Source organism: Streptomyces sp. Z423-1 (genome assembly GCF_013009255.1).
GTDB lineage: Bacteria > Actinomycetota > Actinomycetes > Streptomycetales > Streptomycetaceae > Streptomyces > Streptomyces gossypiisoli.
Genome location: NZ_CP053109.1, coordinates 6206162 through 6226865, shown reverse-complemented (window position 1 = coordinate 6226865; position 20704 = coordinate 6206162). Strand labels below are relative to the sequence as shown.

Genomic DNA, 20704 nt, shown 5'->3' with positions numbered 1-20704 from the left:
TTCATCCGCGTGCCAGCGCTACGCCTCCGGCAGGCGCTCCAGCTGGGCCTGGATCCGGGCGATGTCCTCCTCCGCCTTGGCCAGCCGCCCGCGGATCTTCTCCACCACCGGCTCCGGCGCCTTGGCGAGGAACGCCTCGTTGCCGAGCTTCGCCGTGGCCTGGGACTTCTCCTTCTCCGCGGCGGCGAGGTCCTTGGCGAGGCGCTTGCGCTCGGCCGCGACGTCGATCACGCCGGAGAGGTCCAGCGCGACCTCGACGCCCGCCACCGGCAGCGTCGCCGTCGCCGCGAAGTTCTCGCCCTCGGGCTGGAGGCGCAGCAGCTGGCGGATGGCGGCCTCGTGCGACGCGAGGGCCGTGCTGTCCAGGGTCAGCCGGGCGGGGACCCGCTGGCCGGGCTGGAGGCCCTGGTCGGCGCGGAAGCGGCGGACCTCGGTGATGACGGACTGGAGCGTCTCGATCTCCCGCTCGGCGTCCGCGTCCCGGAAGCCGCTGTCCTTCGGCCACTCGGCGATGACGACGGACTCGCCGCCCGTCAGCGTCGTCCAGAGCGTCTCCGTGACGAAGGGGACCACCGGGTGCAGCAGGCGCAGGGTGACGTCCAGGACCTCGCCCAGGACCCGCTTGCTGACCTCGGCCGCCTCGCCGCCCGCCTGGAAGGTGGTCTTGGACAGCTCGACGTACCAGTCGAACACCTCGTCCCACGCGAAGTGGAACAGCGCGTCGGACAGCTTCGCGAACTGGTAGTCGTCGTAGTGCGCGTCGACCTCGGCGACCACCGAGTTCAGACGGGAGAGGATCCAGCGGTCCGTCGAGGACATCGTCGACGGGTCCGGCAGCGGGCCGTCCACCGTCGCGCCGTTCATCAGCGCGAAGCGCGTGGCGTTCCAGATCTTGTTGGCGAAGTTGCGGGAGCCCTGGACCCAGTCCTCGCCGATCGGGACGTCGACGCCCGGGTTGGCGCCGCGCGCGAGGGTGAAGCGGAGCGCGTCGGAGCCGTACTTGTCCATCCAGTCCAGCGGGTTGACGACGTTCCCGAAGGACTTCGACATCTTCTTGCCGTTCTGGTCACGGACCATGCCGTGCAGCGCGATGGTGTGGAACGGCGGGGTGCCGTCCATCGCGTACAGCCCGAACATCATCATCCGGGCGACCCAGAAGAAGAGGATGTCGTAGCCGGTGACCAGGACGGAGTTCGGGTAGAACTTCGCGAGCGACTCGGTCTGCTCGGGCCAGCCGAGCGTGGAGAAGGGCCACAGGCCGGACGAGAACCAGGTGTCCAGGACGTCGGAGTCCTGGCGCCAGCCGGCACCGCTCGGCGGCTCCTCGTCGGGGCCGACGCAGACGACCTCGCCGTCCGGGCCGTACCAGACCGGGATCCGGTGGCCCCACCACAACTGCCGCGAGATGCACCAGTCGTGGAGGTTGTCGACCCAGTCGAAGTACCGCTTCTCCATCTCCTGCGGGTGGATGGTGACCTTGCCCTCGCGGACCGCGTCACCGGCGGCCTTGGCGAGCGGGCCGACCTTGACCCACCACTGCATCGACAGGCGCGGCTCGATGGTGGTCTTGCAGCGCGAGCAGTGGCCGACGGAGTGGACGTAGGGCCGCTTCTCGGCGACGATCCGGCCCTCGGCGCGCAGCGCGGCGACGATGGCGGAGCGGGCCTCCAGCCGGTCCAGGCCCTGGAAGGGGCCGTGGGCGGTGATGACGGCGTGCTCGTCCATGACCGTGATGGCGGGCAGGTCGTGCCGCTGGCCGATCTCGAAGTCGTTCGGGTCGTGCGCAGGGGTGACCTTGACGGCGCCGGTGCCGAACTCGGGGTCGACGTGCTCGTCCGCGACGACCGGGATGGAACGGTCGGTCAGCGGCAGCTTGATGAGCTTGCCGATCAGGTGCCGGTACCGCTCGTCCTCGGGGTGAACGGCGACGGCGGTGTCACCGAGCATGGTCTCGGCGCGGGTGGTGGCGACGACGATGGTGTCGTCCCCGTCGCCGTACTTCATGGAGACGAGCTCGCCGTCGTCGTCCTGGTACTCGACCTCGATGTCGGAGATGGCGGTGAGGCAGCGCGGGCACCAGTTGATGATGCGCTCGGCGCGGTAGATCAGCTCGTCGTCGTAGAGCCGCTTGAAGATGGTCTGGACGGCCTTGGACAGCCCCTCGTCCATGGTGAACCGCTCGCGCGACCACGCGACGCCGTCCCCGAGCCGCCGCATCTGGCCGGAGATCTGGCCGCCGGACTCGGCCTTCCACTGCCAGACGCGCTCGACGAAGGCCTCACGGCCCAGGTCGTGCCGGGACTTGCCCTCCTTCGCGAGTTCCCGCTCGACGACGTTCTGGGTGGCGATCCCGGCGTGGTCCATGCCGGGCTGCCACAGCGTCTCGTAGCCCTGCATCCGCTTGCGGCGGGTGAGGACGTCGATGAGGGTGTGCTCGAAGGCGTGCCCCAGGTGGAGCGAGCCCGTGACGTTCGGCGGCGGGATGACGATGGTGTACGGCGGCTTGTCGCTCTTGGCGTCCGCCTCGAAGTAACCCCGCTCCACCCAGCGCTCGTACAGCGGCCCCTCTACGTCGGCCGGCGCGTACTGGGTCGGCAGTTCGGTGTTGGGCGCTGGTGGCTGCTGCTGAGCGTTCTCGGTCACGGGCTCAGTTTAGGGGTGTCACCGGGTGGTCCCGAAACGCGATTCTTCTGTAACGGTGGTGACCCCGATGCAGTGCGTTGCCGGTGCCTGCGCCAGGATGTCGGGAACACGTAAACATCTGGAGGGGAACCCAGGAATGAGCTACAACCAGCCGGGCCCGTACGGCGGGCAGCCCCAGCAGCCCGGTCCGTACGGCCAGCCGGGTCCGTACGGCCAGCAGCCGCAGGCTCCGCAGCCCGGCTACGGCTACCCCCAGCAGCCCGCCCAGCCGCAGCCGGGGTACGGCTACCCGCAGCAGGCTCCGCAGGGCGTGCCCCCGCAGACGCCGCCGTACGGCCAGCAGCCTCCGTACGGACAGCAGCCCCCGTACGGCCAGCAGCCGCCCCACGGCCAGGCCCCGTACGGCGCCCCGATGCCGCCGGCCCCGGGCGGCGGCAAGAAGAAGACCGGTCTCATCATCGGCGCGGTGGCCGTCGTGGCGGCGATCGCGGTGGGCGCGTACTTCGTGCTCGGCGGGAGCGGCGGCTCGGACGTCGCGGACGACGGTCCGCACAAGCTGACGACGCCGGCGACCGTGCTCACCGAGTACAAGAAGGGCGACGGCGACAGCTCGGACGCCGCCATGTCCGAGTCGGACCTGAAGGAAGCCGAGAAGTGGGGCGTCAAGAACCCCAAGGACGTCAGCGCGAATTACGAGGCAGGGCAGGACGGCGACAATCCGCTGGCCGGGAAGCTCATCTCGTTCGGCGGCGTCTACGGCGAGATCGAGGACCCCGAGAAGGTGGTCGACGCGCTCTTCGCCTACATGAAGAAGGACGCCGAGGGCGATGACGTCACGTTCGAGGGCGAGCCGAAGGCGTACACGCCGGAGGGCCTCGACGGCGCGATCCTGAAGTGCCAGCTGGCCAAGATGGCGAACGCCGAGGCCTCGGCGGGTGAACCGTCCGAGGTGAACATGACGTACTGCGTCTGGGGCGACTACAGCACCATCGGGTTCGTGCTGCCGATGGAGTTCGCCGACATCGCGGCCGGCAAGGAGGGCGACCCGGAGAAGGCGGCCGAGCTGACCGCGAAGTTCCGCAAGGAGGTCCGCGTCCCCGCCTGACGGCCCCTCAGTCATGAAGAGGCCCCGGTCACTTGCCGACCGGGGCCCCTTTTGGCTGTCGTACGGGCCGTTACGCCGTCTTCTGCTCCCCCGTTCCCCGCCCCCGCGCATCCCGCGGGATGAGGGTCGGGTTGACGTTGGAGTGGACGACGTCCGCGGTGATGACGACCCGCGCCACGTCCTTGCGGGACGGGACCTCGTACATCACGGACATCAGGACCTCTTCCATGATGGCCCTGAGGCCCCGCGCGCCGGTCTGGCGGAGGATGGCCTGGTCGGCGATGGCTTCCAGCGCCTCGAGCTCGAAGTCCAGTTCCACGCCGTCGAGTTCGAAGAGGCGCTGGTACTGCTTCACCAGGGCGTTGCGCGGCTCGACGAGGATCTTGAGCAGGGCCTCGCGGTCGAGGTTGTGGACGGAGGTGATGACCGGCAGGCGGCCGATGAACTCCGGGATCATGCCGAACTTGACCAGGTCCTCCGGCATGACGTCCTCGAACTGGTCCTTGGCCTCCAGCTCACGCTTGGAGCGGATCGTCGCGCCGAAGCCGATGCCCTTCGCGCCCGCCCGGGACTCGATGATCTTCTCCAGCCCGGCGAAGGCACCGCCCACGATGAACAGCACGTTCGTCGTGTCGATCTGGATGAACTCCTGGTGCGGGTGCTTGCGGCCGCCCTGCGGCGGGACCGAGGCCGTGGTGCCTTCGAGGATCTTGAGCAGGGCCTGCTGGACGCCCTCGCCGCTCACGTCCCGTGTGATGGACGGGTTTTCACTCTTGCGCGCGACCTTGTCGATCTCGTCGATGTAGATGATCCCGGTCTCGGCCTTCTTGACGTCGTAGTCGGCCGCCTGGATCAGCTTCAGCAGGATGTTCTCGACGTCCTCGCCGACGTAGCCCGCCTCCGTCAGCGCCGTCGCGTCGGCGATGGCGAACGGGACGTTCAGCATGCGCGCCAGGGTCTGCGCCAGGAGGGTCTTGCCGGAGCCCGTGGGGCCCAGCAGCAGGATGTTGGACTTCGCCAACTCGATGGCGTCGTCGCGGCCTTGGGCGCCGCCGTTCTCCCCGGCCTGGACGCGTTTGTAGTGGTTGTAGACGGCGACGGAGAGGGCCTTCTTCGCCGCCTCCTGGCCGACCACGTACCCCTCGAGGAACTCGTAGATCTCGCGCGGCTTGGGCAGTTCCTCCCAGCGCACCTCGCTGGTCTCCGCGAGCTCTTCCTCGATGATCTCGTTGCAGAGATCGATGCACTCGTCGCAGATGTACACACCGGGGCCTGCGATGAGCTTCTTGACCTGCTTCTGGCTCTTGCCGCAGAACGAGCACTTGAGCAGATCGCCGCCGTCACCGATGCGTGCCACGGTGTGCTTCCCCTTCGCCTGGGAGACGACTGGACACCTGTGTCCAGCGGCTCCTGGTGCTGCCTTATGTCCGACGGTACCTTGCCGAGCCCCCCGTTCGGGCCCCCCTTGGCACGGTTCACTTTGACGTGCACCTTGCGACGCTCGGCGTCACACCGTGCCAAGGAGCGGCGTACATTACCGGATCCGCGGTCAGCGGACCGACTCGTTGTTCATCTTGCGCGTGGAGATGATCTGGTCGATCAGACCGTACGCCAGCGCGTCCTCGGCGGTGAGGATCTTGTCGCGCTCGATGTCCTCACGGATCTTGTCGATCGACTGGGTGGAGTGCTTGGCCAGCATCTCCTCCAGCTGCGAGCGCATCCGCAGGATCTCGTTCGCGGCGATCTCCAGGTCGGAGACCTGGCCGCGGCCCGTCTCGCTGTACGGCTGGTGGATCAGGACACGCGCGTTCGGCAGCGCCATGCGCTTGCCGGGCGTGCCGGCGGCCAGCAGCACGGCCGCGGCGGAGGCCGCCTGGCCCATGCAGACCGTCTGGATGTCCGGCTTGACGAACTGCATCGTGTCGTAGATCGCCGTCAGCGCGGTGAAGGAGCCGCCGGGGCTGTTGATGTAGACCGAGATGTCCCGGTCGGGGTCCATCGACTCAAGGCACAGCAGCTGCGCCATGACGTCGTTGGCGGAGGCGTCGTCGATCTGGACGCCCAGGAAGATCACGCGCTCCTCGAAGAGCTTCGCGTACGGGTCGTACTCGCGGATGCCCTGGGAGGTGCGCTCGACGAAGCGCGGGATGACGTAGCGGGACTCGGCCTGCGGGCCGGTGTACTGGGCCTGCGGGGCCCGCATGTCCTGGACGGCGCGCATACGGTCGTAGATGCCGCTGCCGGGGAAGTCGTTCACGGTGTCTCCTGAAAGGGGCTGGGGCGGTGGCTGGGGGCTGGAGCCGGGGTACGGGCCCGCAGGGGCCCGTACGGCCGTCAGGCTCCCGTGCCGCCGCCGCCCGGCATGCCGGCGGCCGTGGGGATGACGTCGTCGATGAGGCCGTACTCCTTGGCCTCGAAGGCGTCGAACCAGCGGTCGCGGTCCGAGTCGCGGGTGATCTGCTCGACCGACTGCCCGGTGTGCTGGGCCGTGAGCTCGGCCATGCGCTTCTTGGTGTGCAGCAGCCGCTCGGCGTGGATCTTGATGTCCGAGGCCGAACCGGCGAGGCCGGCGGACGGCTGATGGATCAGGATCTCGGCGTTCGGCAGCGCGAAGCGCTTGCCGGGCGTGCCCGCGCTGAGCAGGAACTGGCCCATCGAAGCCGCGAGGCCCATGGCGATGGTCACCACGTCGTTCTTGATGAACTGCATGGTGTCGTAGATCGCCATACCGGCCGTGATCGAACCGCCGGGGCTGTTGATGTACAGGTAGATGTCCTTGTCCGGGTCGGCGGCAAGGAGCAGCAGCTGTGCGGTGATCTTGTTCGCGATGTCGTCGTCGACCGGCTGGCCGAGGAAGATGATCCGCTCGTTGAGCAGCCGGTTGTAGACCTGGTCGCCGAGGCCACCACCGATGGAAGGCTCGCCGGCGGCGGAGGGCATCAGATTCGTCACGTATCCACCTGCTCGTCTTGCGACGGCGCCGGGCCGTCTTACGTTCTTCCGTATTCATGGACCCTAACGCGCGGGTCCCTTCGGGGAATCCCGGAGGCGGGAGTGTTCGCCGGGGGCGTAGCGGTTCAGGGACGTCGCTCAGCCGTATGCCAAAGGGCCCCGGGCGTGATCTTGCTGCCCGGGGCCCTTCTTAAGGCTGTTTACGCCTGGTCGTCCTTCTTGTCACCCTCGGTGACCTCGGCGGACTGCTCGGCTTCGGTCTCCGCCTCGGCCTCGTCCTCGTCCTCCAGGTCGACGATCTCGCCGTTGGTGTCCTTGACCGTGGCGGCCTCGACGACGACCGCGAGGGCCTTGCCGCGGGCGACCTCGCCGACCAGGAGCGGGACCTGGCCCTGCTCGACGACGGCCTGGGCGAACTGGTCGGGGGACATGCCGGAGGACGCGGCGCGGCGCATCAGGTGCTCGGTCAGCTCGTCCTGGTTGACGTTGAGCTTCTCCTGCTTGACCAGCTCGTCGAGGACGAACTGGGTCTTGATGCCCTTGATCGCCGCCTCGCGGGTCTCGGTCTCGAACTCCTCGGCGGTCTTGCCCTGGATCTCCAGGTACTTGTCGAGGGTGAGGCCCATCTGGCCGAGCTGGTGGTGCTCAAGGTTGTGCTTGCGGGTGTTGATCTCGTCCTCGAGGAGCTTCTCGGGGACGGGCACCTCGACGAGCTCCAGCAGCTTCTCCAGGACGCGCTCCTGGGCCTGCGTGGCCTGGTCGAACTGCTTCATGTTCGCCAGGCGCTTGCGGCTGTCGGCCTTCAGCTCGTCCAGCGTGTCGAACTCGGAGGCGAGCTGCGCGAAGTCGTCGTCCAGCTCGGGCAGTTCGCGCGCGGCGACCTGGGTGACCTTGACGGTGACCTCGGCCTCACGGCCGGCCGCGGAGCCGCCCTTGAGCTCGGAGGTGAAGGTGGCCTCCTCGCCGGCCGACAGGCCCTTCACGGCGTCGTCGATGCCGTCCAGCAGCTCGCCGGAGCCGATGGTGTAGGAGACGCCGTTCGCGATGCCGTCCTCGAGGACCTCGCCGTCGACCTTGGCCTCCAGGTCGATCGTGACGACGTCGCCGTCCTCGGCGGCGCGCTCGACCGGCGTGGTGGAGGCGAAGCGCTCGCGCAGCTGCTCGACCGACTTCTCGATGTCCTCGTCGGTGACCTCGACGGCGTCGACCTCGACCTCGATGCCGGAGTAGTCCGGGATCTCGATGGCCGGGCGGATGTCGACCTCGGCGGTGAAGTTCAGCGTCTCGCCGTCCTTCAGCTCGGTGATGTCGACCTCGGGCTGGCCCAGGACGCTGAGCTCGGCCTCGTTGACCGCCTCCGTGTAGAACTTCGGGAGCGCGTCGTTGACGGCCTCCTCCAGCACGGCGCCACGGCCGAACCGCTGGTCGATGACCCGGGCGGGGATCTTGCCCTTGCGGAAGCCCTTCACCGTGACCTGCTGGTTGATCTTCTTGTACGCCGCGTCGAGGCTGTCCTTGAGCTCCTCGAAGGGCACCTCGACAGTGAGCCGAACCCGGGTCGGGTTCAGGTTCTCCACGGCGCTCTTCACGGTTCGGTCTCCTTGTGGCTGACTTCTCGGGTTCTGCCGGGACCCGACGGGCCCCTGCGGATGTGGCCGCCCGGAGGACTTCAGTGATGAGACACACGGGCGTGCAGCTTGCATAGTAACGGCAGCGGCTACACGGCCCAAAAGACGATCACGCGTGGTGATCGGGTGAGTGGTCGGGGTGGCGGGATTTGAACCCACGGCCTTCCGCTCCCAAAGCGGACGCGCTACCAAGCTGCGCCACACCCCGTCTGGTGCGACACGTAGGGTACATGCCCGCAGGCAGCGAGGTTGCCGCATTTCCCGAGGGCGGTGCGATCTCGTGCGCCGACGGCGTCCGGGCGGATCGGGGTGTGCGGTGAGGGGGGCCGACCCGGTACGATGCGTGCAGTGCCGCGGGCGACTGGTCTGCGGCGCGTTGTGTGCGGGCGTAGCTCAATGGTAGAGCCCCAGTCTTCCAAACTGGCTACGCGGGTTCGATTCCCGTCGCCCGCTCTGTCGGCTCAGGGCCCGGCCAGGAGGTTCGTCCTCCCGGTCGGGCCCTGAGGCGTTCCCGGACCGTGCCGGGGCCGTGCCGGGACCGGCAGAGGCTGTCAGAAGCTGATCGAGTTGATCGTGTCCGCTATCGAGTCGAGAAAGCGGTTGATCGACGGGGCCATGCCGGTCGAGGCGAGGAAGAAGCCGAAGAGGATCGCCACGATGGCGGGACCCGCCTTGATCGAGCCCCCTCGCATCATCACCACCAGGATGATCGCCAACAGCAGCACCACTGACAGTGAAATGGCCACAACTGATCACACCCTCGGTCGGTCCGCTCTCCCGGCCGGGGGATACGAGACCGCGCACCCCCGCCAGAACCATCGTGCCACCAACAGGCCCGCCGTATGCGGCGCGTGACGTAACGCCGACCACACCCGCGCCGCACCCCGGCGTGTTCGGCCACGCCCCGCACGCCCACCGCGCGCGCCCTGCACGACAATTGACGACCTGTCGTCGCGGGAATGCAACCCAATCGTTCCCAGATCCACACAACGGCGTACGCAACCCGCATGCGGTTCTTGGCGATTGCCGCGTGGACGGGCCGGTGATGGCGCTCGTGCTCAGGACGTCAGGACGCGCCCTTCAGGTGCCGCACGAGGCGTTCGAAGTCCTGCCAGCCCGACAGGTCCGACGGGTCGCCGGGCAGCGGGTAGTACAGCGCGGGGCGGGTGCGCGGGCCGAGTTCGCGCGGGGGCTCGGACAGCGGGGTGCGCCGGGCCCGGTCGCCGGGCATCGTGCGGACCTCCTCGGCGCCCAGGACGAAGGCGTACGGCACACCCGGGCCCTCGAAGCGGGGCGGCACGGACAGGTCGCGGCGCGCCCGGCGGATCTGGACCAGCATGGACTGCAGGTCGTGCCGGGTGGCGAGGGCCTCCGCCGCGGCGGGCACGGCCCCGGACGGCAGCTCCTCCCCCGGGCCGTAGCCGAACGCCATGGTGACGTCCTCCTCCACGCCGCCCTTGGTCCGGGTGATGCGCACCGTCGCGAGCCCGGGGCGTTCGGGAGTGCCGACGACCACCAGCCAGGTCGGCTCGGGCGTCCGCTCGTGGGCCACGTCGGTCAGCTGCCGCAGCGACCAGGGAAGGTTGGCGGGCTCCTCGGTGCCCCAGCCGGCCGGGGGTTCGCCGGTGATCTCCCGCCATACGGCTTCCACGGCGCCGCCGAGCACCAGGCGGTCGTCGGCCGGGTGGACGGTGCGGAAGGAGATCGCGAGCTGGCGTTCGCCGGTGTCGGCGATGTCCTCGCCGAAGGTGCGGGCGACCGGCGTGCGCGGGTCCTCCGGGGACTCGACGGTCACGAAGAGGCCGTTGTCCCAGCGCAGTACGGCGCCGGACAGGCCGTCGTAGTAGCCGTCCCGCTCGTCCTGCACCACCCAGCGCGAGGGCCAGCCCGGCAGGGCGTTACGGACGGCCGGGGACATGCGGGTGCCCGCGGGGGTGACGATCTGCAGGCCGCGTCCGGCCGCCGCGGTGGCGCGGAAGGCGTCCGCGAGCCACGCGGTCATGGCGACGACGGGGCGGTCCTGGATGACGACGGCGACCTTGTCGGTGAGGACGTCGACGGCGGGCTGTGCGGCGGCGGGGGCCGGTACGGGGCTGACGCCGTCCGTCTTGACCACGGCCATGGAGCGGGCCGCCTCGCGCGGCCAGGCGGTGCCGCCGACGAGGGTGGCCAGCCGGGCGGCGAACGTCCCGGCGAGTTCCTCGGCCTCCTTGACGCCGGTCGTGGCGCGGGCCTCGGTCCACCAGTACGGCGTCTGAGGCTCACGCGCCCCGAGCAGCCGCTGGGCCTCGCCCCGGACCTGCACGAGCAGCGGGGCCTCGATGGAGACGAGGGGGCGGCCCTGTTCGTCGCACAGCCGCACCACGGCTCCGTCGCCCTCGGCGCCCACCAGCTTGTCGGGGCCGCCGGAGAGCAGGCCCGCGAGCACGCTCAGCGGGTCGGGCATCTTCTTCGTGAGGGCGATGACGTCCTTGGTCATGGGTTCACCTGGTCCCCGCGCGTAGCCGGTCTGTGGTCATGCATTACTTGGTCCCCGCGTACACGGTCTGGATCAGCCGGGTGGCCTCGCCCCGGCGCAGCAGGGTGCCCCGGCCGGGCGGCTGCTGCTTCGCGTACACGCCGGGGAAGAGCTGGCCCTCGCTGCGGTCGCCGGCCATCACCAGCGCCGAGGCGCCGGACTCGCGCAGGCCCTGCAGCAGCGGCTCGTACAGGCCGCGGGAGGCGCCCGCGACGCGGCGGGTGAGGACGAAGTGCAGGCCGATGTCGACGGCGGAGGGGATGTACGGCACGAACGGCGCGAGCGGCTGCTGGCCGGCGGTGGTCAGGACGTCGTAGTCGTCGACGAGGATGACGATCCGCGGGCCGGAGAAGCTGCCGGGCTCCAGGTCGGCGCCGTCGGCGCCGTCGTCGGGCAGCCGCTTCTCCAGCTCGGAGGCGATACCGGCGGCGAGGCCCGCGCACAGCTTGGCGTTGTAGGCGTAGCCGCCCCGGTACTCCTCGGGGATGGTGCCGCGCAGGCCGCGGCGCGGGTCGAAGACGCCGAAGACGAGTTCGTCGTCGCCGTAGCGCTCGATCAGACCCTGGGTGATCACCTTGAGCAGGTTGGTCTTGCCGCACTCGCTGTCGCCCATGATCAGCAGGTGCTGGTCGTGGTGGAACAGGTCGAGCAGGACGGGCGCGAGCTGGGTCTGGTCCAGGCCGATGGGGACGCGGCGCGGCTCGGTGGCCGGGGTCGGCAGCTGCTGCGGTTCGAGGACGTGCGGCAGCACCCGCACCGGCTGGGCGACGTCGCCGGTCCAGGTGGCGCGGACCGTGCGGGCGGTGCGCTCCAGGACGGCGCCGAGGTCGGTGATCTCGGCGAGGCCGTCGGTGCGGGGCAGGGCGACCTGGGCGAAGAGCTTGCCGTCGGTGAGGACGCGGCCCTTCTCCTCGGGGGAGAGGGTCTGGGCGAGCTTGCGTTCGATGCTGGACTCGCTGGGGTCGTTCAGGCGCAGCTCGACGCGGGTGCCGAACTGGGACTGGGTGGCGATGCGCACGTCGTTCCAGCGGAGCATGCCGGCGACGACGTGGATGCCGTAGCCGCTGCCGCGCTTGAGGATGTCGGCGACCGCGTCGTCCAGTTCCTCGAAGTCGTCGCGCAGCGCGCCGAAGCCGTCGATGAGCAGCACGATCTCCGTGGACGCCAGCTCGGTGACGCGGCCCGCGGCGCGCAGGGTGCGCAGTTGTTCCAGTGAGTCGATGGAGTGGATGCGGAAGAGCTCCTCGCGCTGGTCGAGCATGGCGCGCACCGAGTCGATGGTGCGTGCGGCGCGCTCCCGGTCGGCGCGGCCGGCGACGCCGCCGACGTGCGGCAGCCCGGACAGCGCCTGCAGGCCGCCGCCGACGAGGTCGAGGCCGTAGATGCCGACCTCCTGCGGGGTGTGCGTCAGCGCCAGCGACAGGGCGAGGGTGCGCAGCAGGGTCGTCTTGCCGGACTGGGGGCCGCCGATGACGGCCGCGTGGCCGCCGGCCAGCGTGAGGTCCAGGTACCACTGGCCCTGCCACTGCTTGGTGGGGTCGTCGAGGACCCCGAGCGGCACCCGCAGCGGGCCGCTCCGCTTGGCCAGCTGCATGCCGCGCGGGCCGACCTCCACGGGGCCCGCGACCTTGTCGAGGGGGACGGCGGCGGGCAGCGGGGGCAGCCAGATCTGCCGTACCGGCCGGGCGCCGAAGCCCTCGATCTGCTCGATCATCACGCCGAGTTCGGTCGGCCCGGTCTCCCGGCGCCGCATCTGCGGCTGCTCCTCGGGCGCCGCGCCGGACTCCTCGCCGAGCGAGTTGTACGCCTCGTAGGCCAGGGCGAGCGGGCCGGTGTCCTCCGTCTCGCGCTGTACGGGGCCGCTGTAGGCGCCGGAGACGTAGCTCGCCTTGAACCGCTCGTAGTGGCTGGTGTCGACCTTGAGGTAGCCGAAGCCGGGCAGCGGCGGCAGATGGAAGGCGTCGGTGGTGTCCAGCACGGTGCGGGACTCGTCGGCGGAGAAGGTGCGCAGGCCCAGCCGGTACGACAGGTAGGTGTCCAGTCCCTTGAGCTTGCCGCCCTCGATGCGCTGGCTGGACAGCAGCAGGTGCACGCCGATGGACCGGCCGATCCGGCCGATGGACAGGAACAGGTCGATGAAGTCGGGCTTGGCGGTGAGGAGTTCACCGAACTCGTCGATCACCACGAACAGATGCGGCAGCGGCTCCAGGTCGGGGCGCTTCTCGGCGCGCAGCGCGGCGTAGTGGCCGATGTCGGCGACGTTCCCGGCGTCCTTGAGGACCTGCTGGCGGCGTTTGACCTCGCCGGCCAGCGAGGAGTGGACGCGTTCGACGAGGCCCGCCTGGTTCTCCAGGTTGGTGATGACTCCGGCGACGTGCGGCAGGTCGGCGAAGGGCGCGAAGGTGGCGCCGCCCTTGTAGTCGACGAGGACGAGGGCGAGGTCCTCCGGCGGGTGGGTGGCGACCAGGGCGAGGACGAGGGTGCGCAGCAGCTCGGACTTGCCGGAGCCGGTGGCGCCGACGCACAGGCCGTGCGGGCCCATGCCCAGCTCGGAGGACTCCTTCAGGTCGAGCAGGACGGCCTCGCGGGAGTCGCTGATGCCGATCGGGACGCGCAGGAACGCCCGCTCGCCGCGCGGCGCCCACAGCCGGTCCAGGTCCAGGCGGGCCACGTCGTCGATGCCGAGCAGCTCGGCGAAGTCGACCGGGCCGGTCAGCGGGGCGTCGGCGCCCATGGAGTCGGCGGACAGCCTGAGCGGGGCCAGCATCCGGGCGAGGCCCTCGGCGAAGGCGGGGCCGACCTCGTCGACGGTGCCGTGGGCGCCGATCGGCTCGCTCTCGCGCAGGTCCTCGATGACGACCCGTTCGCCGTCGACGGTGATACGGACGCCGACATGGCCCGGTTCCTGGACCCGCTCGTCGAGCAGGTGGAGCACGCTGACGCCCATGTCGCGCAGGCCGACCGCGTCGTCGGGGCGGGGCAGGTCCACGGCGTCGTCGCCGTGCGCGTCGGCGACGACGATCAGCCGGGAGGACATCGCGAGGGCGTCCCGGCCGGACAGGCCGCGCCGCACCTCGGCCGCGTAGGAGGCGCGGCGGCGCAGCTCGGGGCCTATCTGCCGGGCCAGTTGGGGCACGGAGGGGGCGATACGGCGGGCGGCGACGGGCCCGTCGAACTGCTCGCCGTCGAGCAGGTGGGGCAGCCACTTGGCCCACTCCCAGTCGGCGATCCGGTCGCCGGGCGCGGCCAGCGCCATCGCCACGTCGTCCGGGGCGTGGGTGGCGGCGGCCTGCACCAGCAGGGCGCGGGCGACGCGGAGGGTGTCCTCGCGGCGGCCGATGACGCTGACGTTGCCGACCCGGTCCAGCGGGACGGTGAGCGGCAGTTCGGTGCCGGTGCCGAAGCGGGCGACCAGCGCGGAGGCCTCGTTCAGCATGAACTGGTCGGGCGGGGTGAGCACGGAGGAGCCCTGGTCGCCGACCTTCAGGTCGCGTACCCGCATCTCGCCGGTGCCGACGCGCACCCGCAGGAAGTCGCCGTCCACACGGCGCCGCTCCCACAGCCGGGCGGGGTCGCGCACGATGTCGTACAGCGCGTCCGGCGGCGGGTTGAGCACCTGGGCCCGCTCCCGGCGCTCCCGTTCCTCCTTGGACAGCTCCTCCCGCAGGTCCTCCAGGTAGGCGAGATAGGCCTCGCGCTGGGTGCGGCGGGTGCGCTGGGCCTTGCCGCGCTGGGAGAAGACCAGGATCAGCGAGCCGACGATGGTGACGACGAGGATGATCGCGCCCAGCGCCGCGAACTGGCTGTTGCGCACGACCGTCATCATCACGACGGACGACATCACACCGGCGACGGGCAGCAGCGAGGTCGCGATCGAACCCGTCTTGCCGTCGGGCAGGTTGGGCGGGGCCTCGATGGTGCGCGGCTCGGGAGCGGCCGGGGGACGGGTGGTCCGGGCCGGGCGGTGGATCAGTCGGGTGCTCATCGTCCTTGCCTCTGGGGGTTCCCTTCCGGGGAGCTCAACGGCGCTGCTGGGAGAGCTGGAAGACCTCCGCGGCCAGGCCTGCGGCGGCCTGCCGGGTGGCCCGCGCGAGCAGGTCGGTACGGATGGTGCCGCCGGCCGCGAGATGCCGGTCGTACGGCAGGACCCGCACGCTCGCCCCGGTCGCCTTCAGCGGCTCGGCGGCCTTGTCGAGGTCGACGCCGGTGTGCGGCACCGTCTCGGTGAGCACGACGACCGTCGAGGTCGTGATGTCCCGGGGCAGTCCGCGCATCCACTGCAGCACCGCGTGCGTGCTGGCGACGCCCTCCAGCGTGGCGGGCACGGTCAGCACCCGCGCCTGGGCGGCCGACAGCGCGGTACGGGCCACCTCGGCGGGCAGCGTCTCGCAGTCGACGACGGTCACCCCGAAGTAGCGGCGCAGCGAGACCATGACGCGCTCGTAGGCCTTGGTGTCGAGCATGGCCCCGACCTGGCCCTGGCTGCCGGGCAGCAGCCAGGCGTTGTCGGGCAGTTGGACCAGGTATCCGGTGATGTCGAGCAGCGACATCTGCGGCTCGACGACGTCGGCGAGGTCGCCGGTGGTCCAGCGCAGGTTCTCCGCGCCGAGCCGCAGCGGCAGGGAGCCGAGCGCCGGGTCGGCCTCGACGGCCAGCACCGGGTCCTGCCGGTAGTGGGCGTAGGTGGTGCTCAGCAGGGCGGCGACCGTGGTCTTGCCGGAGCCGCCGCGGATGGACGTCACGGCGATCTGCCGGCCGGTGGTGACGGCCTGCTGGAGCACCTCGGCGGTGGCGGTGGTCTCGGCGACCTCGCGGGCGGCCGAGGAGGAGACGGTGCGGCGTACGGCGCGCAGGGCACGGGTGGCGAACGGCTCGCCCCGGCGGGGCTTGAGTCCGGCGTCCGCGATCCGCTTGTCGACGGCCGGGCGGGAGTCGGGGGTGGCGCGGGAGGTTGGGGCGCGGCGGGTGGGGGCGGGCTGCGGGGCGGGTGCGGGGGTGGGGGCCGCCTGCTGGTGGGGCTGGGGCTGGGCGGCGTGGGGCTGGGCCTGGTGGGCGTACGGCTGCGGCTGCGGCTGGGGCTGCGTGGCGTACGGCTGGCCGCCCTGATCGGCGTACCCCTGCTGCGGGTAGCCGTAAGGGGCCTGCTGCTGCGGGAGGTTGGGGGCGGGCTGCTGCCCCTGCGGGTAGCCGTAGGCGGGCCCGGTCTGCTGGGCCTGCGGGTAGCCGTATCCGGGGCCGGGCTGGTGGGCCTGCGGGTAGCCGTACGCCGGGTCAGGGCCCTGCGGGGGCACGTGCTGCTGCCCCTGCTGCCCCGCCGTCTGCTGCCCCGCCGTCTGCTGCGGCGGCTGCTGATCCTGCTGTGGAGGCGCCTGTTCCGGCTGCGCGCCGGACTGTTCCCCGGCCCCGGCGCGCGCCTGCGCGGCACGCTGTCCGGCCGCGCCGGCCCTCAGGTCGCGCAGCACATCGCCCTGCCAGTTGTCCCCGCTCGGCATGTCGCCCTTTCTCTCCCGCCACGCTCCTGCCTCGTCGTCCCGCCCGGAGCGACGCGCGTCGGCGTCTGGTAGTTCGAAACCTCAGAACTTGTTGAGCAGTTGCCCGTAGATGCCGAACACCCCGACGGCGAGCGGGAAGAGCCCGATCACACCGAGGGACTCGATCAGGTCGGCCAGGCGCCGCAGCCGCACCCGGACGTGTTCCGGCGGCTCGATCGCGAGGACCAGCAGCGGCAGCAGCGCCGCCCCGGCCAGCAGGACGAGCGCACCGACACCGCCGGCGTGGTCCAGCCACAGCACCGCGAGCCGTACGACGAGCAGGGCCGCCGCCCCGAACAGCGCCACGACCTCGGCGACCAGCGGGAAGGCCCGCGCCCGGGACAGCAGGACGACAGCGGTGAGCGAGGCCAGCACCACCGACCACCAGGCCGGATCCTCGCCCGTGGTCAGCAGCCAGCCGCCGGCCGCGGCCGAGACGGCGGTGACCACGGTGGCGAGGGCGAGGCCGCGGTGAGTGGCGGCGAGCGCGTTGCCGACCTCGTGCCGGCTCACCGAGGTGCCCGAGGAGCGCCGGTCGTCGAGCCCGGTGAGGCCGGAGGCCATCAGCGCGAACCTGGGCAGCAGCCCGAGCAGTACCACGGAGAACACCGCCATCACGGCGCCGAGCCGCTCCGGGTCGTCCTGTACGGCGGCCACGGCCTCCCACACGACGGTGATGACGGCGGCCGCCCCGGCCCCGATGAGCCCGCCGCGGCCCAGTGGTGAGAAGAAGGCGAGCAGTACGAGGGTGACGACCAGCGCGGCGACGACACCGGCCAGCCGGGCGGTGCCGGACCAGTCGTAGGCGTCGGCCGTGGTCCACGCGGCGAGCACGCCGAGTCCGCCGGAGGCGAGCAGCAGTGCGGTGGCGAGCCCCAGGTTGCCGCCGCCGGTCTTCGCCACCACGGCACCGGCGATCAGGAACACGACGGTCGCGACCAGCAGCGCGGTCGCGACGGACTCCAGCGCGAACTCCCGCCGGGCCAGCACGGCCGCGGCGACGGCGAAGGCGAAGGTGGCGACACCGGCGCTGATCCGGCGCGCGGCCGGACGCCAGCGCCAGGCGCGCAGGTCGAGGTCGTCGGCGACCTGGTCGGTGACGTCGTGCACGACCGGCGCGGGCGGTGCGGCGTGGGCGCGCACCAGGCGCAGTACGGCGCCGTCGGGCACCTCGGCCGAGGACAGCGTGGCCTCGTGCGGGAGCACCGAGCCGTCGGTGCTGATGAGTTGCCGGGTGGTCGGCCGGGTGGCGGCCCGGTCGTCGAGCAACTGCAGTATGTCGGGGAGCAGTTGGCCGATCGGCGTGTCCGAGGGCAGAACGATGTCGGCGCGTCGTCGCTCACCGACCAGGGTGACCCGGCTCAGTTGAGTACGGGACGTCGTTGATGTGCTCACCACTCACCGGAACCTATCATCGCGTCGTTTCGGCCATCGGCGTCGGACGACATGCTCACGTCAGTCACGCACACCCCGTTCACTGCTTCTCCCCACCGTCGGCGGACTTGCTCGGCGACGGGTTGTACAACTGCTCCTGCTGCTGGCGCTGCTTCTCCTCCTCGGCCCGCTGCTTGGCGAGCGTGGACTGGACGAAGGACCAGCCGATGCAGCCGGCGCACAGTACGGCGGCGATCGCGATACCCGCGAACATCTTGCCGAGCCGCTCGTCGGCCGTACGCCGGGCCCGCTGCGCGCCGAACAGCAGCGCGTCGCGCATCCGGCGCCGGCGCACCGCCACCGACTCCAGCAGTTGGCTGTCGTAGTCCCGTGCCATTCAGTCGTCGTCCTGTGCCGTAGAGGTCGTCAGTCGTCAGTCGTCAGTCGTTGTCGATCGTCGGTCTGCGCAGGTCATCAGTCGTCGGGGGTGAGGCCGAGGAGGCCGCGCATGGTGGTGTACTTCTGGGTCAGCCGCCGGGCCGTGGGCTCGTCGAGTACGGCGAGGCGGTCCGGATCGGCGTTGTGCGCGAGGTCGGCGGCTTTCACCAGCCGGGCCCCCGGCGTGGCCAGGATCCGGCGCGCGTACGCCTCCGGCTCCTCACCCGCCCGCTTGGTCACGGCCCGTACGACGTCCTTGGTGCGCTGCGACAGGGCGGCCCCCGCCAGCCACTCCTCGCTCAGCACCCCGTCCTCGACGGCGTCGTGCAACCAGGCGGCGGCGATGAGGTCCTCTTCCCCGCCCCGGGCACGCACCCCCTCGGCGACGGCCGACAGATGCTCGGCGTACGGCCGCCCGGCCTTGTCCGTCTGCCCGGCGTGCGCGGCGCGGGCGACGGCCTCCACCTCGGCGAGACTCATCTCCTGCGGCATGCGGATCCCCCTGACTTCGCTTCCGCAACATAAGACATGGACGCGCCATGCGTACAGCCGGGGTGCGGCGGCCCCTCGCGGCTTTTCACACCGCTCCCGACAGTCCCGTCACGATCATGAAGAGCACCCACAGCACGGGGACGAGGGCGACGTAGGCGCGCGGCCGCCGGTGCACGGGCACGCCGGGGTCGTACCGCGGCCCGAGCGTCCCCGGCCCCGGCGCCGGGAGCCGCTTCACCCGGCGCACGGCGAGGACGTTGCGGACCAGCGTCAACGGCGCGAAGACGAAGAGGGAGAGGGGGCTCCACCAGCCCACGCAGAGGGTGTGGGTCGTATAGGCCCGGTACACGGCCAGCCCACAGGTGAAGCACATGGGCCCGTCCGTCTTCCTGAACCCCATGAGGATCACGAGCCCGCGGTGGGCGCGGAAGGTGACGTCGGCGGCGGGGGAACCTCCGCAGAACCTGCACATGTCGCCGGGACCGACGGAAGGCTGCTCGGCGTACCAGGCACGGAGTGAGGTTACGACGGCGTCGAGGAGGCCGCTCTTCACGGCATCGGCGATCATCCCGTCGCAGACACGCTCCCCGCGCACGGTCGTGGTGGCGGCGCGGATGGCGTCGGCCGGGGACAGCCGCCCGTCAACTGGCAGTTCCGGCATCGGATTGCCCATCCACCGGTACTCGTCGCTGACGGCGCCCACGCCCGCCAGGGCGGAGACGACGCGCCGCAACCCCTCGCTGTAGAGCGGGTACGCCACATGCTGCACCCCGTCCGCCCGCTTCTGCCCTCCGCCCCACTCAATGTCCCGGTCCTCGTCCGTGAGCGCGTCGAAGGCGTCGGCGAGCTCACGCCAGGCGTCCGCGTTGTCCCGGTCGAGCCCGTTCAGCAGGCGCCGGTCGTCGTCCGGGGTGACGACACGGGCCAGTTCCTCGATCGCGGCGACGTCAGGGGCCTCGGTGACGGGGCCGACGCCGGGTTCCCGGCTGAGCATGCTGAGTAAGCCGCGCGGGGCGAGGCCACGTCCGTGCAGCTCGCGGGCCCGGTCGTGCCACTCCTCCCCCGCCTTGTAGGCGCCGCTGCTGCCCGCCGGCCGGTGAACCCAGCCGACGGCGGTGGCGTCGGCCCAGAGGTATGCGGCGAGTTCGCCGTCGGGGGCGGTGACGGTCACGTAGTGCACGGGGCTGGGGCTGGACATACTGCTCAGTGACTCATCCCCCGGCGACCAGTTCCTTGAGGGCGGCAAGGGTCGGGGCATCGGTGAGGGAGCCCGGCAGGGCCCGGCCGCGGTTGCCCTCCGGGTTGGCCAAAATCTCCGCGAGGGCCTGGGACGGCGGGATGCCCCGCCCCTTGGCCTCCTGCAGCCGGGCATGCCAGTGACCGCCCTCGGCGAGGGCCCGGCCTCCGGCGGCCGCGCGCGGTACCCACGCGGCGGCGTCGTCCTCGTCGTTCGCCCAGACATACCCGAGGACCGCGCCGCTCTCCTTGTCGACCACCGTGAGGTACCGCACCGGCTTGTCGGTCCGGGTCCGGTACCTCGACGGACCCGGCGTGACGAGGTTGAAGTGCACGTCCTCGTCGAAGCGCGGGTGAGATCGTTGGTGACTGTTCATGCTCGCGCTCTCCACAACGGACGTCCGTGCACGGACGACTCAGCCGTTCGCCGCCAGCTCCTTGAGCGTCTCCAGAGTGGGAGCGCTCTTGAGAGAGCCGGGGAGGATGTGGCTCGGATCCTCAGGGCCGTAGTCGCGCGTCATCTTCGCGAGCGCCTCCGACGGGGCAAGGCCCTGTTCCTTGGCCTCGTGGAACTCGGTGGCCCACAGGGCACCCATGTTGAAGGCTTCGTCGCCACCCGCCCTGCGATACTGCCATCCGGCCGCATCGTCCTCGTCGTTCACCCAGACGTACCCGAGGACCGTGCCTTTCCGGTCCACCACTGTCGCGTACTCCACCGGCTTGTCCGTGCTGTTGGCATAGCGCGGAGGGCTGTCGACTTCTTCCCACTGCAGGGGTTCGGTCACCC

16 protein-coding genes and 2 tRNA genes are annotated in these 20704 nt (G+C 71.0%); 2 read left to right on the top strand and 16 right to left on the bottom strand.

Going from position 1 to position 20704, the window contains the following annotated elements:
• Positions 1-18: 18 nt before the first annotated feature.
• Positions 19-2643, bottom strand: coding sequence for a valine--tRNA ligase (locus HJD23_RS27970; protein ID WP_171107390.1), 2625 nt, complete (start codon positions 2641-2643; stop codon positions 19-21).
• A gap of 136 nt (positions 2644-2779) precedes the next feature.
• On the opposite strand from HJD23_RS27970, the gene HJD23_RS27965 reads away from it, so the two are divergent.
• The gene (locus HJD23_RS27965; protein WP_171107387.1) at positions 2780-3748 is read left to right on the top strand and encodes a hypothetical protein; all 969 of its coding nucleotides are present in this window, start codon (positions 2780-2782) and stop codon (positions 3746-3748) included.
• Positions 3749-3818: 70 nt separating this feature from the next.
• Here HJD23_RS27965 and clpX read toward each other — a convergent pair whose 3' ends face one another.
• The 5 genes from clpX to HJD23_RS27940 form a co-directional block, all read right to left on the bottom strand.
• The gene (gene clpX / locus HJD23_RS27960; RefSeq protein ID WP_171107385.1) at positions 3819-5105 is read right to left on the bottom strand and encodes an ATP-dependent Clp protease ATP-binding subunit ClpX; all 1287 of its coding nucleotides are present in this window, start codon (positions 5103-5105) and stop codon (positions 3819-3821) included.
• Between the two features lie 192 nt (positions 5106-5297).
• Complete coding sequence (locus HJD23_RS27955; protein WP_277347780.1) at positions 5298-6005, bottom strand: ATP-dependent Clp protease proteolytic subunit; 708 nt, start codon at positions 6003-6005, stop codon at positions 5298-5300.
• Positions 6006-6082: 77 nt separating this feature from the next.
• Positions 6083-6688, bottom strand: a complete 606-nt coding sequence (locus HJD23_RS27950) for an ATP-dependent Clp protease proteolytic subunit (RefSeq protein WP_086603934.1) — start codon at positions 6686-6688, stop codon at positions 6083-6085.
• A gap of 212 nt (positions 6689-6900) precedes the next feature.
• Positions 6901-8289, bottom strand: coding sequence for a trigger factor (gene tig, locus HJD23_RS27945; RefSeq protein ID WP_171107383.1), 1389 nt, complete (start codon positions 8287-8289; stop codon positions 6901-6903).
• Positions 8290-8459: 170 nt separating this feature from the next.
• A tRNA-Pro gene (locus HJD23_RS27940) sits at positions 8460-8536 on the bottom strand.
• A gap of 174 nt (positions 8537-8710) precedes the next feature.
• Here HJD23_RS27940 and HJD23_RS27935 point away from each other — a divergent pair.
• Positions 8711-8781, top strand: a tRNA-Gly gene (locus HJD23_RS27935).
• Between the two features lie 98 nt (positions 8782-8879).
• Here the strand turns inward: HJD23_RS27935 and HJD23_RS27930 are convergent.
• The 10 genes from HJD23_RS27930 to HJD23_RS27885 form a co-directional block, all read right to left on the bottom strand.
• A complete protein-coding gene (locus HJD23_RS27930) occupies positions 8880-9074 on the bottom strand; it encodes a hypothetical protein (protein ID WP_141314327.1) in 195 nt (64 codons plus the stop codon).
• Between the two features lie 320 nt (positions 9075-9394).
• Entirely contained in the window at positions 9395-10807 is a 1413-nt protein-coding gene (locus HJD23_RS27925) for a DUF6177 family protein (protein WP_171107380.1), read from the bottom strand.
• 43 nt (positions 10808-10850) lie between these two features.
• Positions 10851-14831, bottom strand: coding sequence for a type VII secretion protein EccCa (gene eccCa / locus HJD23_RS27920; protein WP_171107378.1), 3981 nt, complete (start codon positions 14829-14831; stop codon positions 10851-10853).
• A gap of 34 nt (positions 14832-14865) precedes the next feature.
• Positions 14866-16338, bottom strand: a complete 1473-nt coding sequence (locus HJD23_RS44155) for a MinD/ParA family protein (protein WP_240980832.1) — start codon at positions 16336-16338, stop codon at positions 14866-14868.
• 81 nt (positions 16339-16419) lie between these two features.
• On the bottom strand, positions 16420-17775 hold the full coding sequence (gene eccD, locus HJD23_RS27910) for a type VII secretion integral membrane protein EccD (RefSeq protein WP_171107376.1): 1356 nt from the start codon (positions 17773-17775) through the stop codon (positions 16420-16422).
• A 76-nt stretch (positions 17776-17851) separates the two neighbouring features.
• Positions 17852-18148, bottom strand: a complete 297-nt coding sequence (locus tag HJD23_RS27905) for a hypothetical protein (protein WP_171107374.1) — start codon at positions 18146-18148, stop codon at positions 17852-17854.
• Between the two features lie 77 nt (positions 18149-18225).
• Positions 18226-18681 carry an HD domain-containing protein gene (locus tag HJD23_RS27900; RefSeq protein WP_171107373.1) on the bottom strand — a complete coding sequence of 152 codons (456 nt, stop codon included), beginning with the start codon at positions 18679-18681 and terminating at the stop codon, positions 18226-18228.
• A gap of 85 nt (positions 18682-18766) precedes the next feature.
• Positions 18767-19879, bottom strand: a complete 1113-nt coding sequence (locus tag HJD23_RS27895) for a DUF6508 domain-containing protein (RefSeq protein WP_171107371.1) — start codon at positions 19877-19879, stop codon at positions 18767-18769.
• Positions 19880-19892: 13 nt separating this feature from the next.
• Positions 19893-20294, bottom strand: coding sequence for a hypothetical protein (locus tag HJD23_RS27890; RefSeq protein ID WP_171107369.1), 402 nt, complete (start codon positions 20292-20294; stop codon positions 19893-19895).
• Between the two features lie 39 nt (positions 20295-20333).
• Complete coding sequence (locus tag HJD23_RS27885; protein WP_171107367.1) at positions 20334-20702, bottom strand: hypothetical protein; 369 nt, start codon at positions 20700-20702, stop codon at positions 20334-20336.
• Between the last annotated feature and the right edge of the window lie 2 nt (positions 20703-20704).

Bases quoted from the DNA above. Each gene is read 5' to 3' on its own strand.
- HJD23_RS27890 (WP_171107369.1), bottom strand. From the start codon at position 20,294: ATGAACAGTCACCAACGATCTCACCCGCGCTTCGACGAGGACGTGCAC.
- HJD23_RS27965 (WP_171107387.1), top strand. From the start codon at position 2,780: ATGAGCTACAACCAGCCGGGCCCGTACGGCGGGCAGCCCCAGCAGCCC.
- HJD23_RS27900 (WP_171107373.1), bottom strand. From the start codon at position 18,681: ATGCCGCAGGAGATGAGTCTCGCCGAGGTGGAGGCCGTCGCCCGCGCC.
- HJD23_RS27950 (WP_086603934.1), bottom strand. From the start codon at position 6,688: ATGCCCTCCGCCGCCGGCGAGCCTTCCATCGGTGGTGGCCTCGGCGAC.
- HJD23_RS27925 (WP_171107380.1), bottom strand. From the start codon at position 10,807: ATGACCAAGGACGTCATCGCCCTCACGAAGAAGATGCCCGACCCGCTG.
- HJD23_RS27895 (WP_171107371.1), bottom strand. From the start codon at position 19,879: ATGTCCAGCCCCAGCCCCGTGCACTACGTGACCGTCACCGCCCCCGAC.
- HJD23_RS27905 (WP_171107374.1), bottom strand. From the start codon at position 18,148: ATGGCACGGGACTACGACAGCCAACTGCTGGAGTCGGTGGCGGTGCGC.
- eccCa (WP_171107378.1), bottom strand. From the start codon at position 14,831: ATGAGCACCCGACTGATCCACCGCCCGGCCCGGACCACCCGTCCCCCG.
- HJD23_RS44155 (WP_240980832.1), bottom strand. From the start codon at position 16,338: ATGCCGAGCGGGGACAACTGGCAGGGCGATGTGCTGCGCGACCTGAGG.